Consider the following 18,389-nt stretch of genomic DNA (forward strand, 5'->3'; position numbering starts at 1 on the left):
GCCTCAAGGGTTCAGGTCTCGTCCGAAGATGACGGAGAGGACTCGCTGTCGGTCGTCTTCTTCGTGTGCACGATGAGGACGGGGCAGTGGGCGTGTTCCGCGCAGGCAGCGCTGACTGATCCCAGGAGGAGCCCGACGAAGCCGCCGTGCCCGCGGCTGCCGAGGACCAGCATCGATGCCGAGTTGCTGAGGCCGATCAGGGTTCGCGCGGCCGACCCGAGCAGGACTTCGCTGGTGAGGTCGCGTGGTGGGTTGCCAGCGAATGCTCCCTGGAGCGATTCGTCCAGAGCTTCGCGGGCGAACTCAGCGGGTGACCACTCGATAGCCAAGTATGGATCGATCGGGGGAGCCGTCCAGGTCGTGACGACATGCAGAGGCTCCTTCAGCGCTTTCCCCAGACGTGCTGCGTAACGGAGGGCGTCGATAGAGGAATCGGATCCGTCCACGCCGACGACGATGTGGTGTGAGTGTGTGTTCGACATAGCTTCACGATCCTGCTTTTGGGTTCAGGCCACTGGGCCAAAGGTCACACGGAACGTCGGAACCTTCGCCGTTGAGGTTCACGGCGCGCTCTGCGCCTCAAGATCGAAGACCCTGCCGCGAACCTCAGATGCATCGATCCGTACCCAGCGGTCTTTCTCTTCCGGGGCCCATGGGTGCACACCCAGTCGTTCTGCCGCGAGCACGTCGGCGTCGCGATCGAATTCCTGGGCTGTCCCCTTCACCACCACGCTGAAGGCTTCGTGCTCGTCGTAGCCGTCGATCTCGAAGGCGACGGCCGCGCGGATGGTCAGCTCGAGCAACTTCGTACCTGCCGAGGTTCGAAAGAAGATCGTTCGATCGTCGGTCTTGTGGTTGATCGGGAAGATGTCGATCTCTCCGGCCGCACCGCAGGCGATCCGTCCGTACGGGGCTCGGGCGAGACGTTCCCAGCACTCGTCCTCGGTCAGCTGTCGTGTCGGCGAGCGTTCGATCTCAGTCATGATTCTCCCGTCCTGAGAGGTTCCTGTCTCGCTCTCATGGTGCACGGGGGACTCAGCGAGCCGGGGGACCAAGGTCCTGTCATCGCGTGGGCTGCATCGGCATGGGCGAGGGACCTTCGGCTCTATCCCGCGACCGTCCCCGGGCAAGACTGCGTGCATGGACGCATCTCGGACTTCATCTCCCGCGCAGACCGAGATCGCGGTCGACATCGCGCCCACATCCTCTTGGCCCCGAGGAGCCGGAAACCCTCCTGCGGCGTCGACTCTAGAGGTTCTGAACGCCTGGTGGCGGGCGGCGAACTACCTCTCGGTGGGGCAGATCTACCTTCTCGACAACCCGCTACTCCGCGAGCCTCTCAGACCCGAGCACATCAAGCCTCGACTTCTCGGACACTGGGGAACGACCCCGGGGCTGAACTTCATCTACGCCCACCTCAACCGAGTGATCCGGGAACGCTCTCTCCACACGATCTACATCGCCGGGCCAGGACACGGGGGACCGGGGATGGTCGCGAACGCCTACTTGGACGGCACGTACAGCGAGGTCTACAACAGCATCGACCACTCCGAGGACGGACTGCGCAGTCTCTTCCGCCAGTTCTCGTTCCCCGGAGGGATCCCGAGCCATGTGGCGCCGGAGACACCCGGGTCGATTCACGAGGGTGGGGAACTGGGCTATTCCCTCTCTCACGCGTACGGCGCCGCGTTCGATAACCCCGACCTCCTCGTCGCTGCAGTCGTCGGAGACGGCGAGGCGGAGACGGGGCCGCTGGCGACGAGCTGGCACGGGAACAAGTTCCTCGATCCGCTGCACGACGGCGTCGTTCTGCCGATTCTTCACCTGAACGGGTACAAGATCGCCAACCCGACAGTGCTCGCACGTATCCCCGAGAAGGAGCTGCTCTCCCTCATGCGTGGGTACGGGCACATTCCGTATCTCGTCTCCGGCGGGTTCGATGGCGAGGCCCCGATGGACGTGCATCGACGTTTCGCGATCGTGCTGGATGACGTCCTCGACCACATCGCACAGATCAAAGCGGATGCCGCGGCCGGCGTTCTCCGCACCCGGCCGGCATGGCCGATGATCATCTTGCGCACGCCGAAAGGATGGACATGTCCGCACGAGATCGACGGGCATCCGGCGGAGAACAACTGGCGTTCACACCAGGTGCCGCTGCGTGATGCGCGCGATACGGAAGCGCACACAGAGCTGCTTCACTCGTGGCTGCTGTCGTACCGGCCGGAAGAGCTCTTCGATCAGAACGGTGCCGTCGCCGAGTGGGTGACGGCGCTGGCTCCAGAAGGAGAGCTCCGTATGAGTGCGAACCCGGTGGCCAACGGCGGGCTGCTGAGGAAAGAACTGCGACTCCCGGACTTCCGCGACTACGCCGTCGACGTGCCCAGCCCCGGTGCCACGGTGACCGAGGCCACCCGCGTCCTCGGAGGCTGGCTTCGTGACGTGATCACGGCCAACCCCGAGAACTTCCGCATCTTCGGTCCCGACGAGACGGCATCCAATCGACTTGATGCCGTCTTCGAGGTGACAGACAAACAGTGGAACGCGGAGTCGCTGCCGATGGATGCCGACAATCATCTGTCGCACACCGGCAGGGTGGTGGAGATGCTCAGTGAGCATCAGTGTCAGGGCTGGCTCGAGGGGTACCTGCTGACGGGTCGACACGGCGTGCTCAACTCGTATGAGGCGTTCATCCACATCGTGGACTCGATGTTCAATCAGCACGCCAAGTGGCTGAAGACCACCGGGGGCATCCCTTGGCGTCGCCCGATCTCCTCGCTGAACTACCTGCTGAGCTCGCACGTCTGGCGGCAGGATCACAACGGGCTCTCGCACCAGGACCCCGGTTTCATCGACCATGTCGTCAACAAGAAGGCCGACGTCGTGCGCGTGTACCTCCCGTTCGATGCGAACACCCTCCTGTCGACCTACGACCACTGTCTGCGCTCACGCGATTATGTCAACGTCGTCGTCGCAGGAAAGCAGCCCGCACCGAACTGGCTCGGGATGGATGCGGCGATCGAGCACTGCACCCGTGGACTCGGCATCTTCGACTGGGCGGGCTCCGAATATGCCGGCGAGGAACCCGATGTGGTGCTCGCCGCGGCCGGCGACGTGCCGACATTGGAGGTGCTCGCTGCGGCATCCATCCTGCGCCAGCGGCTTCCCTCCTTGAAGGTGCGCGTGGTGAACGTCGTCGACCTCATGCGCCTGCAGACCGAGGGGGAGCATCCGCATGGCCTCGGAGATCGAGAATACGACGCGATCTTCACCACCGACAGGCCGGTGATCTTCGCCTACCACGGGTACCCCTGGCTGATCCATCGTCTGACATACCGTCGACACGGCCACGACCAGCTCCACGTCCGCGGGTACATCGAGGAAGGAACGACGACCACCCCGTTCGACATGGTGATGATGAACGACCTCGACCGCTTCCACCTCGTGATGGACGTGATCGACCATGTGCCCGGCCTGGGACCCCGGGAGGCTGTCCTGCGTCAGGAGATGCAGGATTCGCGCCTGCGAGCGAGGGCCTACACGCGGCTCCACGGAGAAGACGCGCCTGAGATCAGGAACTGGGAATGGCACGAGCCAGAGCCAGCAGCAAGTGGTGAAGCCCTCGACGAAGAGCGGTCGAAAGGAACAAGACGATGAACACGACAGAACACATCGACGATCGAGATGTGCAAAGGGCTGTCTCTCAGGAGCTGCAATGGACACCGGGTCTCGATGACGCGGCGATCGGAGTGGCTGTGACAGACGGCGCGGTTGCCCTGTCGGGGGAGGTGAACAGCTACTCTGAGCGCCTCACGGTCAAGCACGCGGCTCTCCGCGTCCGCGGCGCGAGCACCGTAGTCGACGACATGATCGTGCGCCCGATGGACGGCGCGCAGATCACCGACACCGATGTGGCTAGGGAAGTCGACCACGCCCTCCACGCCACCGCGAACGTGCCGAACACGGTCAAAGCGGTGATCGACGACGGCGAAGTCACGCTCATGGGGGAAGTCGAGTGGGACCACCAACGCCGGTCGGCGAAGCGCGCAGTACAACACCTTCGCGGGGTCAGGAACGTCAACAGCCTGATCACGTTGAGCGCACGACCGTCATCGGAAGATGCGACAGAGCGCATCCGTGGTGCCATACTTCGGAACGCGGCGGTGGATGCGAACGCGGTCTCTGTCGCGATCGAAGGGACCACTGCGATCCTCACCGGCACCGTGCGCTCATGGCCGGAGAAGAGTCAAGCGGCAGACGCGGCCTGGGCCTCACCACACGTGACATACGTGGACAATCGCATCGAGGTGCGCGCCCGGTAACCGGGGATCAGAGCTACGGGGCGCGATGGTCGAACGCGCGGCTGGCTCTCTCGGCCTGCAGGACCGCCGCCTGCGTGCGTCGCTCGAGACCCAGTTTGTTCAACAGAGATGAGACGTAGTTCTTGACGGTCTTCTCCGCGAGGCCGAGCCGGTCGCCGATCTGCCGGTTGGAGAGCCCTTCAGCGATGAGTGCGAGGACTTCCTTCTCGCGCATGCTCAGAGCACCGAAGCGAGGATCAGCAGTGTCGGCACGATCGACGGTGCCAGTGACATGGCGCACCATCGAGGGTTTGATAAGTCGCTGGCCCTGCGCGACGGCGCGGATCGAGTGAAGTAGTTCATCGGTGCGGAGCGTCTTCATCAGGTAGCCGGCCGCGTCTCCGAGAACGGCGGCAAACAAGGCATCGTCGTCATCGAACGCCGTGAATATCAGACATTGCACCTGCGGGTGCGCTTGGCGGATCTCACGACACAGATCGATGCCACTGCCGTCGGGGAGATGTACGTCCAAGACCGCCACATCCGGCAGAGTTGCGGCGACGACCGCTCGTGCATCGTGAACCGTTGCTGCTTCACCGACGACGCTGAGATCAGACTGCGTCTCGAGAAGATCCGCGATCCCGCGCCGCACCATCTCATGATCGTCTACGAGAACGATCCGGAACATGTCGCCCTCCGATCCCCTCACACTGGCGGGTAACCACAGAGTACAACTCCGCGGTGACGCGCCCTCGGGACTTTCGACCCTGCTCACAGGAAGGTGTCAGCGATTGACTGGACGCGTCTCGACCACCGACGACAACACGTCGGCGGCTGATCCGAAGACCCGATGCTCAGGAGACCCACCATGGCGAATGATGACCCCAACCCGTACTACCGGGATCCACCGACCGCGCCGGAGACGGCCGCGTCAGCCGGTGTAGAGGAGATCGGAACAGCCGCTTGCTGGAAACTCGTCGAGGCGAACTCGCTCGGTCGCCTTGCGATTCAGAACATCGACGGACGCCCTGATCTGTTTCCCCTTAACTACCTCGTGCATGAGGGCAGCGTGTTCATGAAATCGGCGCCTGGGGCTAAGCTGCGAAGCCTTGCCGGGCATCCGGACGTTGCTCTCGAGATCGACGGGGTGGATGGCGCGTTCCAGTGGAGCATCGTGATCCGCGGACACGCGATGCGCATGGACACGGATGCTGACATCGAAGCCTCCGGTGTTCTCACGCTTGCATCTGACAGTCCCACGGCGAAGCACAACTACGTGCGCCTCGTACCCGACACCGTGACGGGCCGCCGCTTCCCCGTCCGCGGCCGGTCCGCGACGCGGGGGAACGTCCCATCCGCTTCCACTTCGGGCGGGCGCGCACGTGGCGAGCACGTCGATCACGGTGCTCCAGGGGCACGGGCGGCCGATAAGCCGCAGCCCATCCCGCACCTTCGGCCGTGGGGTGGATAACTCGTCGACGCTACGCCACTGCACCCGAAAGGGTCGCGGTCAGCCGCCTCTCATGGGGTTTCTCCGTTCGCCAGGTGTGGGGCCCTGGGAAACGAGGAAGGGCGGCGCCGAGGGGGGACGTGGGCAGGGGTGGTGCTTCGGGCAGACCACCCCTGCCCATACGAACGTCAGCCAACCGACCCGTTCGGCGTATGCACGATCAGCACCGGACAACGCGCGTGGGATGCACAGGAGGCGCTTACCGAACCGAGCAAGAGCCTCGAGAATCCGCCGCGTCCGCGGCTTCCCACGACGAGCATGGTGGCGCGATCGCTTTGTTCGAGCAGTACGGCAGCGGCCGGGCCGGGAACGGCTGACTGGCTGAACTGTTCCGGAGGGGATCCTTGAAAGGCCTCCTGCATCGCGTCTTGTAGCAGGTGTTCCGCATCTGCCTTCGGCGACCAGTCGGTGCTTGGGTCGAAAAGGCCCAGCATCACCGGGTAGGTCCACGCGATGATCGCTTGCAATGGTGCGTGGAGTGCTGTCGCGATCGTCGCGGCGCGGATGAGCGCCTCGACCGACGATGTGGAACCGTCTACCCCGACGACTACGGGCGGAGTGTTTGCGTTGTCGCTCATGAATTCTGGGCCGATCCCGGTGAGGTACGGTCGGCGGCAGAGCGCCGCACGACGAGGACAGGGGCATCAATATTCACGAGGACGTCGTGCGTCACAGCGCCGAGCGCGTGCCCGGCACCGCGTGGGTGCCCTACCCCTACAACGAGGAGTGCGGCGTTACGCGAGGCGTCGAGCAGTGCCTCTGCGGGCGGTCGCTGCGTGTAACGCGTTCGAACCCTCGTGCCCGCATCAACCATGCTCTCCACGGCAGCGACACGAGCCGCGATGGTCGCGCGCGTTTCGACCGTGGCAGGAATCACCCCGCTGAAGGACGAATGGATGAGTTCGATCGGCTCCTGGCGGGCCCGGGCCTCACCGGCGGCAGCGCCGACGATAGCGGTCATGAGATCGTCGTCCTTCACGCCGGCGACGATTCCCCGTCGGAAACGTAGATCGATCGTCGGGATAACCGCCACAGAGCACGGCGCCTCGGCGGCGATCTGCAGACTCACGGTGCCGAAAACGCGGCTATGAATGAATCCGGTCTTGCCCGTGCCGATGACCAGAACGTCATCGGCGGTCACGAACCGGGCGAGCGCTTCAGGAACCCGCCCGCCGATATGGACGATGTCCATTTCCTCTGTGCCGTCCTTGAGACCTAACGTTTCGTCGGTGATGCCATCACCGACGTGCACTCGCACCAGCGGAACGGCCTCACGGCGGGCGTGGGATTCTGCCCACCGTCCTGCGGCAGCCGCGTCGGAATCGCCGACGCCAAGTACATATCGAGCGGGCATGCGTGCATCGCCTTCACAGATCAGATCGGGCACTCACACCATGCTGCGACCTGCGTCACCGCTCGCACAGAGGCGAAGGTCCCCCGAGCGGCGTTTGAGAGTAAGGTCATCACCAGCGGGAGCCCGGAAGGGAATGTGATGGCCGACGATCACCTCCACGTACCTGGCCGGCGACGAACGGACCCAGATGACACGATCGGGGAAATACTGGATCGTGCCCATCTCGTCCTCGCTGATCAGGGACGACTGAGAAGTCTTCTGCGCGCCAACCAGGCCGTCGTAGAGGACATCGAACTCGAGCACGTGCTCCGTCATATCGCGGAAGCAGCCGTCGCCCTGGTGGAAGCGCAGTACGGCGCGCTCGGCGTCATCGACCGCGACGGAGGCCTCGAGCAATTCATCCATGTAGGCATGGAGGAGGAGCTGGCCCACCAGATCGGACACCTTCCGGAGGGGCTGGGCATTCTCGGGGCGGTCATCGAGAACGAACATCCCATCCGGCTCGACGATCTCGGAGAAGACCCGCGGTCAGTCGGGTTCCCCGCGCATCACCCCCCGATGCGCAGCTTTCTCGGGGTGCCCATTCGCGTACGAGACGAAATCTACGGAAACCTGTACCTCACCAACCCAGCCGCGGGCTCGTTCTCGGAAGAGGACGAGGAGCTCGTGCTCGCCCTCGCATCGACAGCGGCGATCGCGATCGACAACGCGCGACGCTTCGAGGAGTCACGGAGGCTGCAGCGGCTGAGCGGTGCACTCGCGGAGATCAATGCTGCCCTCCTGTCACCCGACGCGGGCGACGTGTTCGGTGTTCTCGCAGAACGCGTGGCGACACTGGTTGACGCCGATGTGGTGTGCATCGTGGTCTCAGACCCGCTCACGGGCGACTACCGCATCGAGACCGCTCGCGGGTTCGGCGCCGAATCTCTCGAGGGCGCTGAGGTCCCTGCCAGTAACACCCTGATCTCAGCGGCCATGTCCGGCGGAGGTGTCGTCGTGGCCGACGGAGTCACCGAGATCCTGTCGGAGCAGCAGCAGGACACCGGTGGATCGACGGTGGCCGTGCCACTGATCGCCACCGGCGCACCTGTCGGTGCACTCTGCGTGACTCGCGATGAGAGCGGTCGTCGGTTCTCGCCCGAGGATCTTTCCAGCCTTGCGGAATTCGCAGCGCAGGCAGGTCTCGCACTCGCGCTTGCTCAGGCCCGCACTGATCGCCAGCGGTTGGATCTCATCGAAGAGCGCGCGCGTATCGCCCGAGATCTCCATGACAATGTCATCCAGCGTCTGTTCGGGACAGGTCTAGGGCTACAGGCGCTTGCCGCACGATTGCCTGCGCACGCTGTCGCCATCAGTGCGCAGGTCGCAGAGATCGACGCTGCGATCGCCGATTTCCGTACGGCGATATTCACTCTTCAGACCTCTGACCCCGAATCCGTTCGACATCGACTCATCGACGTCGCGAATGAACTCGCACCGCTGCTCCAGAGTCCGCCCCGAATCGCTTTCACCGGCCCGGTCGATCTGCTGGTGACCGGCCGACTCGCGGAAGACGTCATCGCGGTCGTGCGAGAGGCACTGAGCAACGTGGCTCGTCACGCCCACGCGAACAGCGCGGAAGTCAGCGTCTCCGTCACAGCATCGCTCGTCACGGTTGTTGTGGAAGACGACGGGGTCGGCGTTCCCGAAAAACTCCCTCGGTCCAGCGGTACTGCGAACCTCCTCATGCGCGCACGTGCGCATGGCGGTACGTGCGAAATCGAGCGGCGAAGCACAGGTGGCACGCGGGTACGCTGGCGCGTGCCGCTCGGATCAACGTCGCAGGCATCCTCATGACCAGGGTCTTCCTCGTGGACGATCATGAGATCGTTCGCCGCGGCATCGCCCAGATCATCGATGCAGACCCGGGCCTCGAGGTTGTGGGGGAGTCCGGCGCGGTGCAGGGGACTCGCGGCCGTGTCTCAGCGACGATTCCGGACGTCGTCGTCCTCGATGTGAACCTTCCGGACGGAAACGGGGTGGATCTGTGCCGACTCATTCGATCCGACCACCCCGAGATCCGCTGCCTCATGCTGACAGCAGTCGACGACGATGCTGCGAGCGTCGCAGCGGTGATTGCAGGTGCATCCGGATACGTGCTCAAGACGATCCGTGGAACGGACCTCGTCGACTCGATCCATCGTGCGGCGCGGGGAGAGAACCTCATCCCCACCGAGGTCGCCGATGGCGTGCACCGCAGGCTTCAGGCTCGAGTAGCGGAAGCTCAATCGCCAGCGGTGGAGTTGACTCTCAGAGAACGCCAGGCGCTGATGCTGATCGCGGAGGGGCTCACCAACCGTCAGATCGGTGAGCGCCTTGGCCTCGCCGAGAAGACCGTCAAGAACTATGTCTCCGGGCTCCTCGCCAAGCTCGGGATGCAACGCCGCACCCAAGCTGCCGTGTTTGCGACAGAAGAGTGGGAAGGTCGCGCCCGGCCGTGATCAGGCGTCAGCCGGCTCGGCCGGCTGGTCCCGCGCATCACAGATCCGAGGTTCCGGCCTCACCACTTTCGCCGGGGGACCTTCGGCCCTGCCCGGCGAGCACGCGAACGGAAACGATCGGAGGAGGGGGAGCCACATCGCTGCTGAAGGAGCACCATGAACGACTCGATCTTCGCCGTCCTGCCCACCTTGCAGGTTGGTCCCGCTGACCTCGCACTTCCGCCGACCCAGCCCATCGACATCACCGCTCTGATGCTCGAGGAGAAGGAATCGTGACAGCGAACAGCTCACCCAGCCCGGGGCCGATGATCGCGATCGTCTACGAATCGCTGTTCGGCAACACTCGTCTCATCGCAGAGACAATCGCGGACGGCATCCGCGAACAACACATGCCCGTGACCGTCGTGCCGGTCGCGAAAGCAGCCGCGCTCCCAGAATGCGATGTCCTCGTGGTGGGAGCTCCCACCCACGCACACTCGTTGAGCAGCCCGGCATCACGCACTGAAGCCGAACGATGGGCGCTCAATCCCTCGAGGCACCTGGCGCTGGAGAGCGGGAGTCTGACCACAGGAGTCCGAGAGTGGATCGAGCTACCGCCCGCCGCACGACACGGCTACGTGGCCTTCGATACTCGTGTCGACATGCCCCGCATCTTCACCGGCGCTGCGTCATCCGCGATCGGTAGGCGGTTGAAGAAGCACGGGCTACGCGAGGTGCTCCCGGCGGAGAGCTTCCTCGTGGATAAGGACAGTCATCTCCTCCCGGACGAGCATGACCGCGCACTGCGCTGGGGTCGTGAGATCGCGGCGACAACGCGGGCGCTGACAGGCCCCTCGACGCGCGTGCACACGTGAACGCCACGAATACGCGTCACGCGCGGACGACATCAGGCGCTACCCTGGCCTTCCTCGGCGGCGCCGATACCGTGACCGGGTCACGCTACCTCGTCACCGACTCCACCTCACGGGTTCTGGTCGATTGCGGTCTGTTCCAAGGCTTCAAGGTGCTGCGCCAGCGCAACCGTGCTCCGTTCCCGGTTCCACCGAGCTCGATCGACGCAGTCGTTCTCACCCATGCTCATCTCGATCACTCCGGGTATCTTCCGGCGCTCGTGCGCGATGGGTACCGCGGACACATCTACGCGAGCGAGGGCACCTCGGCTCTCTGCCGGATCATGCTCCTGGACAGCGCGCACCTGCTGGAGGAGGAGGCGCGTCACGCCGCACGGCATGGATGGTCCAGGCATGAAAAGCCGCGACCGCTCTATACGGTCGATGACGCAAAGGTGGCACTCGAGCGATTCGTCGCCGTACCCGAAGGGGGAGCGGTGCCGGTGGCGGGTTCGATGACCGCGAGACTTCTCGGTGCCGGCCACATCCTCGGGGCAAGCAGCGTCTACCTCGACGTCGACGCACGGCGGGTGTGCTTCACCGGCGACCTCGGCCGCTCGGACGACCCCCTCATGCGCGCCCCTCACGCGTTCGAAGGAGCAGACGTCCTCGTCACCGAGTCGACCTATGGAGATCGCCGACACGCCAAGGTCGATCCCGAAGAGCAGCTGCGTGACATCGTGAATCGCACCGTCCATCGTGGGGGAGTGGTGCTGATCCCGGCGTTCGCCGTGGGGCGTACGGAGACAGTACTTCTGCACCTGTCGCGGCTTCGGGAACGCGGGGCGATCCCCGACGCGCCTATCTATGTCAACAGCCCCATGGCGGTCAGCGTCGCCGACGTCTATCGCAACCGTCCTGAGCAGCACCGCATATCGAAGGATGAAGTCGAGCGGATCTACGGTCTCGCGACCTTCGTCCGGAGCGTCGATGAATCGAAACTCCTCAACCTGAGGGGCGGCCCGATGATCATCGTCTCGGCGAGCGGGATGCTCGACGGTGGACGCATCTTGCACCATCTCCGCGCCTACGGACCCGAGCACCGCAACACCATCGTCCTGACTGGTTATCAGGCCGGGGGCACACGCGGCGCTCGACTTCTTGCGGGGGAACGGTCTCTCCGGATCTTTGGCAACGATGTGCCGATCCGGGCCGAGGTCGCGATGATCGATGCGATGTCAGCTCATGCGGATGCCGACGAGCTCATCGCATGGATGAAGGGTGCTCCGCATCCGCCCCAGGCCGTATACGTCACCCACGGCGAACCTTCCGCAGCGGACACTCTCAGACTCCGAATCGAACGGGAGATGGGGTGGCCGGCTCAGGTGCCCGATCAAGAGCAGCAGGTTCAGATCACGGAGCACCATGCAGCTGCGCACGCGATGTCGGCCTGATACGTGAGATCAGCAGCTTCGTCGACGCTGCGGCGAAGGACCTTCGACCCGACAAGTGCGCCTGCACAGCGAAAGACTTCGAGCGTACCCACCCGTCAAGGAGGAATGATGCGAGCAGCAGTTGTCTCAGAGTTCGGTTCACCGGCGCACGTTGACGAGCGTCCGATCCCACAGCCTGGTGCCGGCCAGGTCCTGGTCCGCTTGGAAACGTGCGGACTCTGTCACACCGACATCCATGCGATGCACGGAGATTGGCCTGTGAAGCCGAACCTGCCTCTGGTCCCGGGCCACGAAGGAGTGGGGATCATCGAGCAGATCGGCGACGGGGTGACCGGCCGTACTGTCGGGCAGCGGGTGGCGATGCCCTGGCTCGGCCACGCGTGCGGGGAATGCCGATACTGCGTCAGCGGCCGAGAGAACCTCTGCGAGCATCAGTACAACAACGGCTACGCCGTCGACGGAGGGTTCAGCGAGTACATGCTTGCCGACGCCCGCTTCGCCACCCCCGTTCCTGACGGTGTCAGCGCCCTCGACGCCGCACCTCTCACCTGTGCCGGAGTCACCACCTATGCGGCGATCAAGAACGCACGCGTCACCCCCGGAGAGACAGTCGCCATCTTCGGTGTCGGTGGACTCGGACACCTCGCGGTCCAGTACGCACGCCTGGTCGGTGCGAAAGTCATTGCAGTGGATGTCACCGCTGAGAAGCTCGACTTGGCCACTGAGCTTGGAGCGGATCATGTCGTCAACGCGCGCGACACGGATCCGGTTCAGGCGATCCGGGTTCTCGGCGGAGCGGACGTCGTCGTGGTCCTCGCCGTCGCGCCCGCAGTCTTCGATCAGGCATTCAGCTCCCTGAATCGCGGAGGCAGACTCGTCCTTGTCTCGCTGCCAGCCGGAGGCGAGCTGACCGTGCCGGTCTTCGACACCGTCCTGAAGGGGATCAGCATCATCGGCTCCATTGTCGGTACGAGACAGGACCTCGCCGAGGTCTTCGCCCTGCATGCTGCAGGGCGGACTCGGGTGGTCACTGAGACACGCGAACTTCAGAGCGTGAACTCCTCTGTCGATGAGGTGCTCGCCGGCACGGTGCCCGCTCGGCTTGTGTTCCGGTACCACACCGCGGACGTCGTTCCGGTTCGAGAACCCGCTACGGCAGGGCGCTGAGGGATTGCGGGCTGAGATCTCTATGTGGGAGCCAGCCAGCCCCGAATCATGCGACAACCACAGAACATGAATCCGGTTGTCGACGACCGTGACGCCGATAGCCGGCAGATGCGGTCAAGTCCCCACGTGGGTCGGCGATGCCGTCCGGGCGACGTGGGCGGAAGGGCGACCGGCGCGGTCACGCTGCAGGCGGGTGACTCCGTGCTCGTCCAGGGGCCGTGGGAGGCACTGCACCGCTATACGAGCTCACCCGATGTGATTCCGGTCAGCTCGCCCCAGCAGATGCAGCGGACAGTGCCGCTCGGCCGGGGTGCGCGGCGCGCGCTGGTGATCCTCGGAGCGATGGTCGTGCTCCTCGCCACGGGTGTCGTCCCGCCCGTCATCGCTGGCCTTCTCGCGGCCGGTGCCCTCATCGTCACGCGGGTGCTCACCGTGACGCAGACGTTCTCGGCGATCTCGTGGCCCACTGTCACGCTCATCGCCGGGATGATCCCGCTGTCATCGGCGTTCGTCTCCACCGGCGCCGCCGATCTCGTCGGCGACGCGGTTCTCCAGCTGGTCGGCAACACCTCGCCCCATCTCGCTCTGCTCACCATCTGCGTCGCGTCGGTGATCCTCGGGCAGTTCATCTCGAACGTGGCGACCGTGATCGTCATCGCGCCGATCGCGGTGTCGGTCGCATCGAGCATGGGCGTCAGCGTGCAGCCGTTCATGATGGCGCTCACGGTCGTCGGAGCGGCTGCGTTCCTGACGCCGATCGCGACACCCGTGAATCTCATGGTCATGCAGCCCGCCGGCTACCGATTCGGTGACTACTGGCGTCTCGGTCTCCCACTCGTCGCGATCTACGTCGCCGTCGCGGTGCTCTACGTCCCGCTCATCTGGCCGTTCTGACTCCCGATCACGCGGCATGACCGCACGAGGTGCGCGAGTTCCGGCCGACCGCCCAGCCGTGCCACGGTCGACGCGGCAGCCCGTGCAGCGAGATCCGCGACGCGATCCATCGACCACCCGTTCGCGATACCCCGCACGAGTCCCACGAAGAATCCGTCGCCGCCTCCCGTGCGGTCCACCACCGTCTCGTCGTCGTCATGTGCGCGGTAGGCGCTGCCGTCCTCCCAGACGACGAGGTCGCCTTCGCCTGCCACCTCCACGGCCGCTATGCGGGGTCCGCGAGCGAGCAGCCACCGGCACGCCTCGTGAGCCGAGTCCAGGTTCGACACGGCGATCCCCGTCAGTCCTTCGGCTTCCGTGGCGTCGGCACGCACGACGTCCGCTCCGGCGAGCAGTTCGTCGCGAACCTCCGGCTCGGGCGCTCCGTCGAGCGCCACCGTCGCGTCCGCTCGTCGCGCGATCATCAGAGCGGCCGACAGTGCATCGCCCGGTTGCTGAGACTGCAGACAGATCGTGCCTGCACGGCTGACCGCGCTCGCCGATGCCTCGACATCCGCGACGGTTAGCCGCGATGTCGAGCGAGATGCTGCCGGTCATCACCCATGCGCGTGGTTCGCTCCGGGCTGGGGGATGCGCAGCACCACGTTTCCCCGCTTGCGGCCGGTGTCGACATAGCGGTGCGCCTCGACGATGTCGGCCAGCTCGAAGGTCCTGTCGATGACGGCCCGGAAGCGACCGGAATCCGCGAGGCTCACGAGGTGGGCGAGGTCCTCCGCGCCCGGCGTGCCGACGTTCCAGGTGACGAGCTTTCCCGACCGGCGAGTGTGCCTGCGGCTCGTCAGCATCGACCGCAGATCGCTGATGACGAGCAGCAGTGCACCGCCGGGGTTGATGAGTGTCTCCACCCGGCTGAAAGGGGCATTGCCGACGCAGTCGACGATCACGTCGTACGTGTCGCCCCCCGCCGCGAACTCCTCGCGGGTGTAGTCGATGACCCGATCGGCGCCGAGGGACGCGACCAGTGGGACGTTGCCGCCGCTCGTGACGGCGGTGACGTCTGCTCCGAGCTGCTTCGCGAGTTGTATCGCGGCAGTGCCGACCGCGCCGGATGCTCCGTTGACGAGCACGGAGGTGCCGGGGCCGATCGCGACCTGGGCGAAGAAGCACTGCGCGGTGATGCCGCCGAACACCAGCGTCACCGCCTCTTCGAAGCTCATTGTGTCGGGAGCTCGGGTGATCGGGCCGTCGGCAGACAGGCGCACGTACTCGGCATGACCGCCGAACGCTCCGCCGGTCGAGGCGATCACCCTGTCGCCGGGTGCGAAGGCGGTGACGCCCGAGCCGACGGCCGCGACGACGCCCGCGGCATCCATGCCCAGGATCGGCCGACTGGGACGGAACACGCCGAGTCCGACTGCGGCGAGCACCCCGAGGCCGGCCGGGATGTCCCGAGCGCGGGCGCGATGATCGCCGACGCTCACGGTGCTCGCGTGCACCCGGATGAGCACATCGCCGGGCCGGGGCGTGGGGACCGCCCGCTGTTCGAGGCGGACCTCCTCAGGGGCGCCGAAGCGGTGGTAGACGGCCGCGGTCATGGTCGTGTCAGTGGTCATGTCTCGATGCTGGTCGTCCCGGGGATGCTCGTCATCGGCCAGGAAGCCCGGATCCGCTCGGCCGAAAGTACGGTTCCGAGTCCGTGCTGACGGCCGATGCCCCCGACTGTCGATGAGACGAGCATCGAGACATGTCGCAGCAGATGAAGGCCGCCCGATCGACTCCCGAGCAGAAGGAGCGGCGTCGGCGATCGAAGAGCGGGTGGCCGGCGATCACCGGCCTTCTGCTGCTCAGCGTGCTTCCCGTGATCGGTGGAGTGCTTCGTCTGCAGGAGGTGAGCGGGGAACCCGTGAGGACTCTCCTCCTGGCGTCGACGGTCGCGATCGTCGCGCACATCGTGGCGATGACCGTCTACTGCGTTCTCGGGGCATTCCAGTTCTCACCCGCGCTGCGAACGCGGCGTGCCTGGCACCGCGTGGCCGGCCGCGTGCTGATTCCCGCAGGATTCGTCGCGGCCCTCTCAGCGGCCTGGCTAGCGGTCTTCTTCGGTGGTCCACCGGATGAACTCGCGCTCGCGATGGTTCGTCTCGTCTTCGCCGTGGCGATGACCCTGTTCCTCGTGCGGGGCGTGATCGCGATCACACGACGCGACTTCGTGGCGCACGGAGCCTGGATGACCCGCGCCTACGCCACCTCCGTGTCGGGAGGAACCCAGGCGCTCGTCTTCGCGCTGTGGACGATCCCCCTCGGTGAGGTCGACGCCTTCGGTGAGGCATGGCTCGTCGCCGCCGCGTTCATGATCAACAGTGCCGTGGCGGAGCTGCTCATCCGGCGCCGCTCTCGCCGGCGGACGCGCGGGGTGTCGCGCCGTGGTGCGCTTGTATCATGACAGCGTGACCGGGCTCGTGCGTTCCGTGTGGAGTGCGCCGAGCGCTGTGCCCCCTCCGCCGTCCCGAGTCTGGCGGGATTGGGTGCTCCTGGCCCTCGTCGCCGTCCTGGCCGTGGTCGAGGGCATCGTCCGCACCGACCTGACGCAGCCGCTGTTCGCGGTGATCGCCCTCCTCGTCGTGCTGCCGACCGTGCTGTGGCGCCGCACGAAGCCGCTTCTCATGCTCATCATCGTGATGGTGCCGGTCGATCTGCTCCTGCCCGACTCGGCGCTGTACTCGAGTCTCTTCGTGATGGTGAACGTGTACGCCGTGTACCGGTGGGGGGCAGGTCGCGACCTCGTGATCGGGTCGGCCATCCTCCTGGCGAGCCTCGCGCTGACATTCGTCCGCGGGGAAGGCTTCGATGAACTCGTCGGGGGGTTCGCGCTGCTGCTGACGGTCGCCCTGTTCGGCATCGCCTTTCGTTACCGGGCGGGATCGAGACGACGAAGCCTCGACCGGATCCGGATGCTGGAGCGCGAGCACCTGGCTCGCGACCTGCACGACACGGTCGCCCACCATGTCTCGGCGATCGCGATCCGCGCCCAGGCGGGCATCGCGGTGGCCGGGCGGGACTCGCGCGCAGCGCAGGATGCGCTCGGCGTGATCGAGGCGGAGGCGGCCAGGACGCTGAGCGAGCTGAGGTCGATGGTGCGAGTCCTGCGGCAGGGCGAGACGGCCGAGCTCGCGCCGAGCGCGCAGCTGGACGACATCGCGCAGCTCGCCGGAACGCGGCCGGGCGGAACGGTCGTCGTCGTCGAGGTCGCGCGCAACGACGACAGCATCCCGCCACCCGTGGCTGCCGCCGTCTTCCGTCTCGCGCAGGAATCGGTGACCAACGCCCTCCGTCACGCGCGACAGGTCACCCGCGTCGACGTCCGCGTGGAGGCAGACGCGGGTGGTGTGCGCCTGAGAGTGACGAACGACGGAGACGTGGCCGCGTCGCCGACTCCCGGCTTCGGCATCATCGGCATGAGGGAGCGTGCTGCCCTCCTCGGCGGTGCCTGCGAGGCGGGTCCGGCGTCAGGCGGCGGATGGATCGTCAACGCGGTGCTGCCCCGCGCCGGGTGGGCGCCATGATGATCCGAGTGCTCGTCGCCGACGATCAGGAACTCGTGCGCACCGGACTGAGCATGATCCTCGGCGCCCAAACCGACATCGAAGTCGTCGGTCAGGCGGCCGACGGCACCGAAGCGGTCGCCCTCGCCCGCAGTCTGCGACCGGACGTGTGCCTGTTCGACATCCGGATGCCCGGCCTCGATGGCATCGAGGCGACCCGGATGCTCGCCGGCCCAGGGGTGCCCGATCCCATGGCGGTCGTCCTCATCACGACCTTCGACCTCGACGAGTACGTCTTCGCGGGATTGCGGGCCGGCGCCAGAGGGTTCCTGCTCAAGGACGCCGGGTCGGAGCTGCTCGCCCAGGCGATCCGCGCCGCAGCGAGCGGTGATGCCCTGATCGCCCCCAACGTGACGGTGCGCCTGCTCGAGGCCTTCGCCGGATCGGCCGCCGCCGCACCATCGCCGCCGCCGGTCGAGTCGCTGACCGAGCGCGAGGAGCAGGTGCTCGCGAAGGTGTCTGCGGGTCTGAGCAACGGCGAGATCGCGCGCGAGCTGTTCATCACCCTCAGCACGGTGAAGACGCACGTGGCGAGCCTCATGACCAAGCTCGGGGTCCGCAATCGCGTCGAGATCGCCATCTGGGCGCATCAGACGGGGCGCATGAGCCCGCGAGCCACGGGCGGGGAACACCGGAATCGATGACGGCCGGGACGCGTCGAGACAGTCCGCGGTACGCGGCAGCCAACACCGCATCCCGGTATATCGGAGTTGTATACCGGTTGCCGCGTAATCCCCCCGCCTTTTCCTGATCTCTTAGATGTGTCGCATTGGGAGCGACGCGAATCGGATGGGGAG

Annotated in this window: 18 protein-coding genes and 1 pseudogene; 12 read left to right on the forward strand and 7 right to left on the reverse strand. The window is 65.7% G+C overall.

Annotation, left to right across the window (positions count from 1 at the left end; genetic code table 11):
• Window positions 1–11: 11 nt before the first annotated feature.
• Together AB0P11_RS03405 and AB0P11_RS03410 are read right to left on the reverse strand one after the other, a co-directional pair.
• Window positions 12–482, reverse strand: a complete 471-nt coding sequence (locus AB0P11_RS03405) for a universal stress protein (RefSeq protein WP_215174454.1) — start codon at window positions 480–482, stop codon at window positions 12–14.
• A gap of 78 nt (window positions 483–560) precedes the next feature.
• Complete coding sequence (locus AB0P11_RS03410) at window positions 561–983, reverse strand: pyridoxamine 5'-phosphate oxidase family protein (RefSeq protein WP_363519747.1); 423 nt, start codon at window positions 981–983, stop codon at window positions 561–563.
• Window positions 984–1,140: 157 nt separating this feature from the next.
• Here AB0P11_RS03410 and AB0P11_RS03415 point away from each other — a divergent pair, with 157 nt between their 5' ends.
• Together AB0P11_RS03415 and AB0P11_RS03420 are read left to right on the forward strand one after the other, a co-directional pair.
• Complete coding sequence (locus tag AB0P11_RS03415) at window positions 1,141–3,657, forward strand: phosphoketolase family protein (protein WP_363519750.1); 2,517 nt, start codon at window positions 1,141–1,143, stop codon at window positions 3,655–3,657.
• Entirely contained in the window at window positions 3,654–4,322 is a 669-nt protein-coding gene (locus tag AB0P11_RS03420; protein ID WP_363519753.1) for a BON domain-containing protein, read from the forward strand. Before AB0P11_RS03415 ends, AB0P11_RS03420 begins: the two co-directional genes overlap by 4 nt.
• Window positions 4,323–4,335: 13 nt before the next feature.
• Here the strand turns inward: AB0P11_RS03420 and AB0P11_RS03425 are convergent, their stop codons facing one another.
• Window positions 4,336–4,989, reverse strand: coding sequence for a response regulator transcription factor (locus AB0P11_RS03425; protein ID WP_056276986.1), 654 nt, complete (start codon window positions 4,987–4,989; stop codon window positions 4,336–4,338).
• A 180-nt stretch (window positions 4,990–5,169) separates the two neighbouring features.
• Here AB0P11_RS03425 and AB0P11_RS03430 point away from each other — a divergent pair, with 180 nt between their 5' ends.
• The gene (locus AB0P11_RS03430; protein ID WP_363519756.1) at window positions 5,170–5,772 is read left to right on the forward strand and encodes a pyridoxamine 5'-phosphate oxidase family protein; all 603 of its coding nucleotides are present in this window, start codon (window positions 5,170–5,172) and stop codon (window positions 5,770–5,772) included.
• Between the two features lie 167 nt (window positions 5,773–5,939).
• Here AB0P11_RS03430 and AB0P11_RS03435 read toward each other — a convergent pair whose 3' ends face one another.
• Entirely contained in the window at window positions 5,940–6,389 is a 450-nt protein-coding gene (locus AB0P11_RS03435; RefSeq protein WP_056276993.1) for a universal stress protein, read from the reverse strand.
• Window positions 6,386–7,198 carry a universal stress protein gene (locus tag AB0P11_RS03440; RefSeq protein WP_363519759.1) on the reverse strand — a complete coding sequence of 271 codons (813 nt, stop codon included), beginning with the start codon at window positions 7,196–7,198 and terminating at the stop codon, window positions 6,386–6,388. The genes AB0P11_RS03435 and AB0P11_RS03440 overlap by 4 nt, the downstream gene beginning before the upstream one ends.
• Before the next feature lie 105 nt (window positions 7,199–7,303).
• Between AB0P11_RS03440 and AB0P11_RS03445 the strand changes: the two genes are divergently transcribed.
• The 6 genes from AB0P11_RS03445 to AB0P11_RS03470 all read left to right on the forward strand — a co-directional run bounded on the left by AB0P11_RS03445 (window position 7,304) and on the right by AB0P11_RS03470 (window position 13,990).
• Entirely contained in the window at window positions 7,304–9,001 is a 1,698-nt protein-coding gene (locus tag AB0P11_RS03445) for a GAF domain-containing protein (RefSeq protein WP_082586506.1), read from the forward strand.
• Window positions 8,998–9,645 (forward strand): response regulator transcription factor, encoded by a 648-nt coding sequence (locus AB0P11_RS03450; protein ID WP_056277004.1) that lies wholly within the window; start codon window positions 8,998–9,000, stop codon window positions 9,643–9,645. The genes AB0P11_RS03445 and AB0P11_RS03450 overlap by 4 nt, the downstream gene beginning before the upstream one ends.
• Window positions 9,646–9,917: 272 nt before the next feature.
• On the forward strand, window positions 9,918–10,499 hold the full coding sequence (locus AB0P11_RS03455) for a flavodoxin domain-containing protein (protein ID WP_311417206.1): 582 nt from the start codon (window positions 9,918–9,920) through the stop codon (window positions 10,497–10,499).
• On the forward strand, window positions 10,496–11,929 hold the full coding sequence (locus AB0P11_RS03460) for an MBL fold metallo-hydrolase (protein ID WP_363519764.1): 1,434 nt from the start codon (window positions 10,496–10,498) through the stop codon (window positions 11,927–11,929). Before AB0P11_RS03455 ends, AB0P11_RS03460 begins: the two co-directional genes overlap by 4 nt.
• Window positions 11,930–12,037: 108 nt before the next feature.
• Entirely contained in the window at window positions 12,038–13,096 is a 1,059-nt protein-coding gene (locus tag AB0P11_RS03465; protein ID WP_363519766.1) for a zinc-dependent alcohol dehydrogenase, read from the forward strand.
• 126 nt (window positions 13,097–13,222) lie between these two features.
• The gene (locus tag AB0P11_RS03470) at window positions 13,223–13,990 is read left to right on the forward strand and encodes an SLC13 family permease (RefSeq protein ID WP_363519769.1); all 768 of its coding nucleotides are present in this window, start codon (window positions 13,223–13,225) and stop codon (window positions 13,988–13,990) included.
• Here the strand turns inward: AB0P11_RS03470 and AB0P11_RS03475 are convergent.
• Both AB0P11_RS03475 and AB0P11_RS03480 read right to left on the reverse strand, forming a co-directional pair.
• Window positions 13,963–14,523 (reverse strand): annotated as a pseudogene (locus AB0P11_RS03475) (PfkB family carbohydrate kinase); the annotation flags it as partial. The gene AB0P11_RS03470 and the pseudogene AB0P11_RS03475 overlap by 28 nt on opposite strands.
• A gap of 63 nt (window positions 14,524–14,586) precedes the next feature.
• The gene (locus AB0P11_RS03480) at window positions 14,587–15,603 is read right to left on the reverse strand and encodes an NAD(P)-dependent alcohol dehydrogenase (protein WP_363519772.1); all 1,017 of its coding nucleotides are present in this window, start codon (window positions 15,601–15,603) and stop codon (window positions 14,587–14,589) included.
• A gap of 131 nt (window positions 15,604–15,734) precedes the next feature.
• On the opposite strand from AB0P11_RS03480, the gene AB0P11_RS03485 reads away from it, so the two are divergent.
• The 3 genes from AB0P11_RS03485 to AB0P11_RS03495 are packed head-to-tail and all read left to right on the forward strand — an operon-like array spanning window position 15,735 to window position 18,236.
• On the forward strand, window positions 15,735–16,433 hold the full coding sequence (locus AB0P11_RS03485) for a DUF2306 domain-containing protein (protein ID WP_363519775.1): 699 nt from the start codon (window positions 15,735–15,737) through the stop codon (window positions 16,431–16,433).
• A 4-nt stretch (window positions 16,434–16,437) separates the two neighbouring features.
• Entirely contained in the window at window positions 16,438–17,553 is a 1,116-nt protein-coding gene (locus AB0P11_RS03490; protein WP_150115155.1) for a histidine kinase, read from the forward strand.
• A complete protein-coding gene (locus tag AB0P11_RS03495) occupies window positions 17,550–18,236 on the forward strand; it encodes a response regulator transcription factor (RefSeq protein WP_056277718.1) in 687 nt (228 codons plus the stop codon). The genes AB0P11_RS03490 and AB0P11_RS03495 overlap by 4 nt, the downstream gene beginning before the upstream one ends.
• Window positions 18,237–18,389: the final 153 nt, after the last annotated feature.

It is taken from the genome of Microbacterium sp. NPDC079176 (assembly GCF_040686675.1).
Lineage (GTDB): Bacteria > Actinomycetota > Actinomycetes > Actinomycetales > Microbacteriaceae > Microbacterium.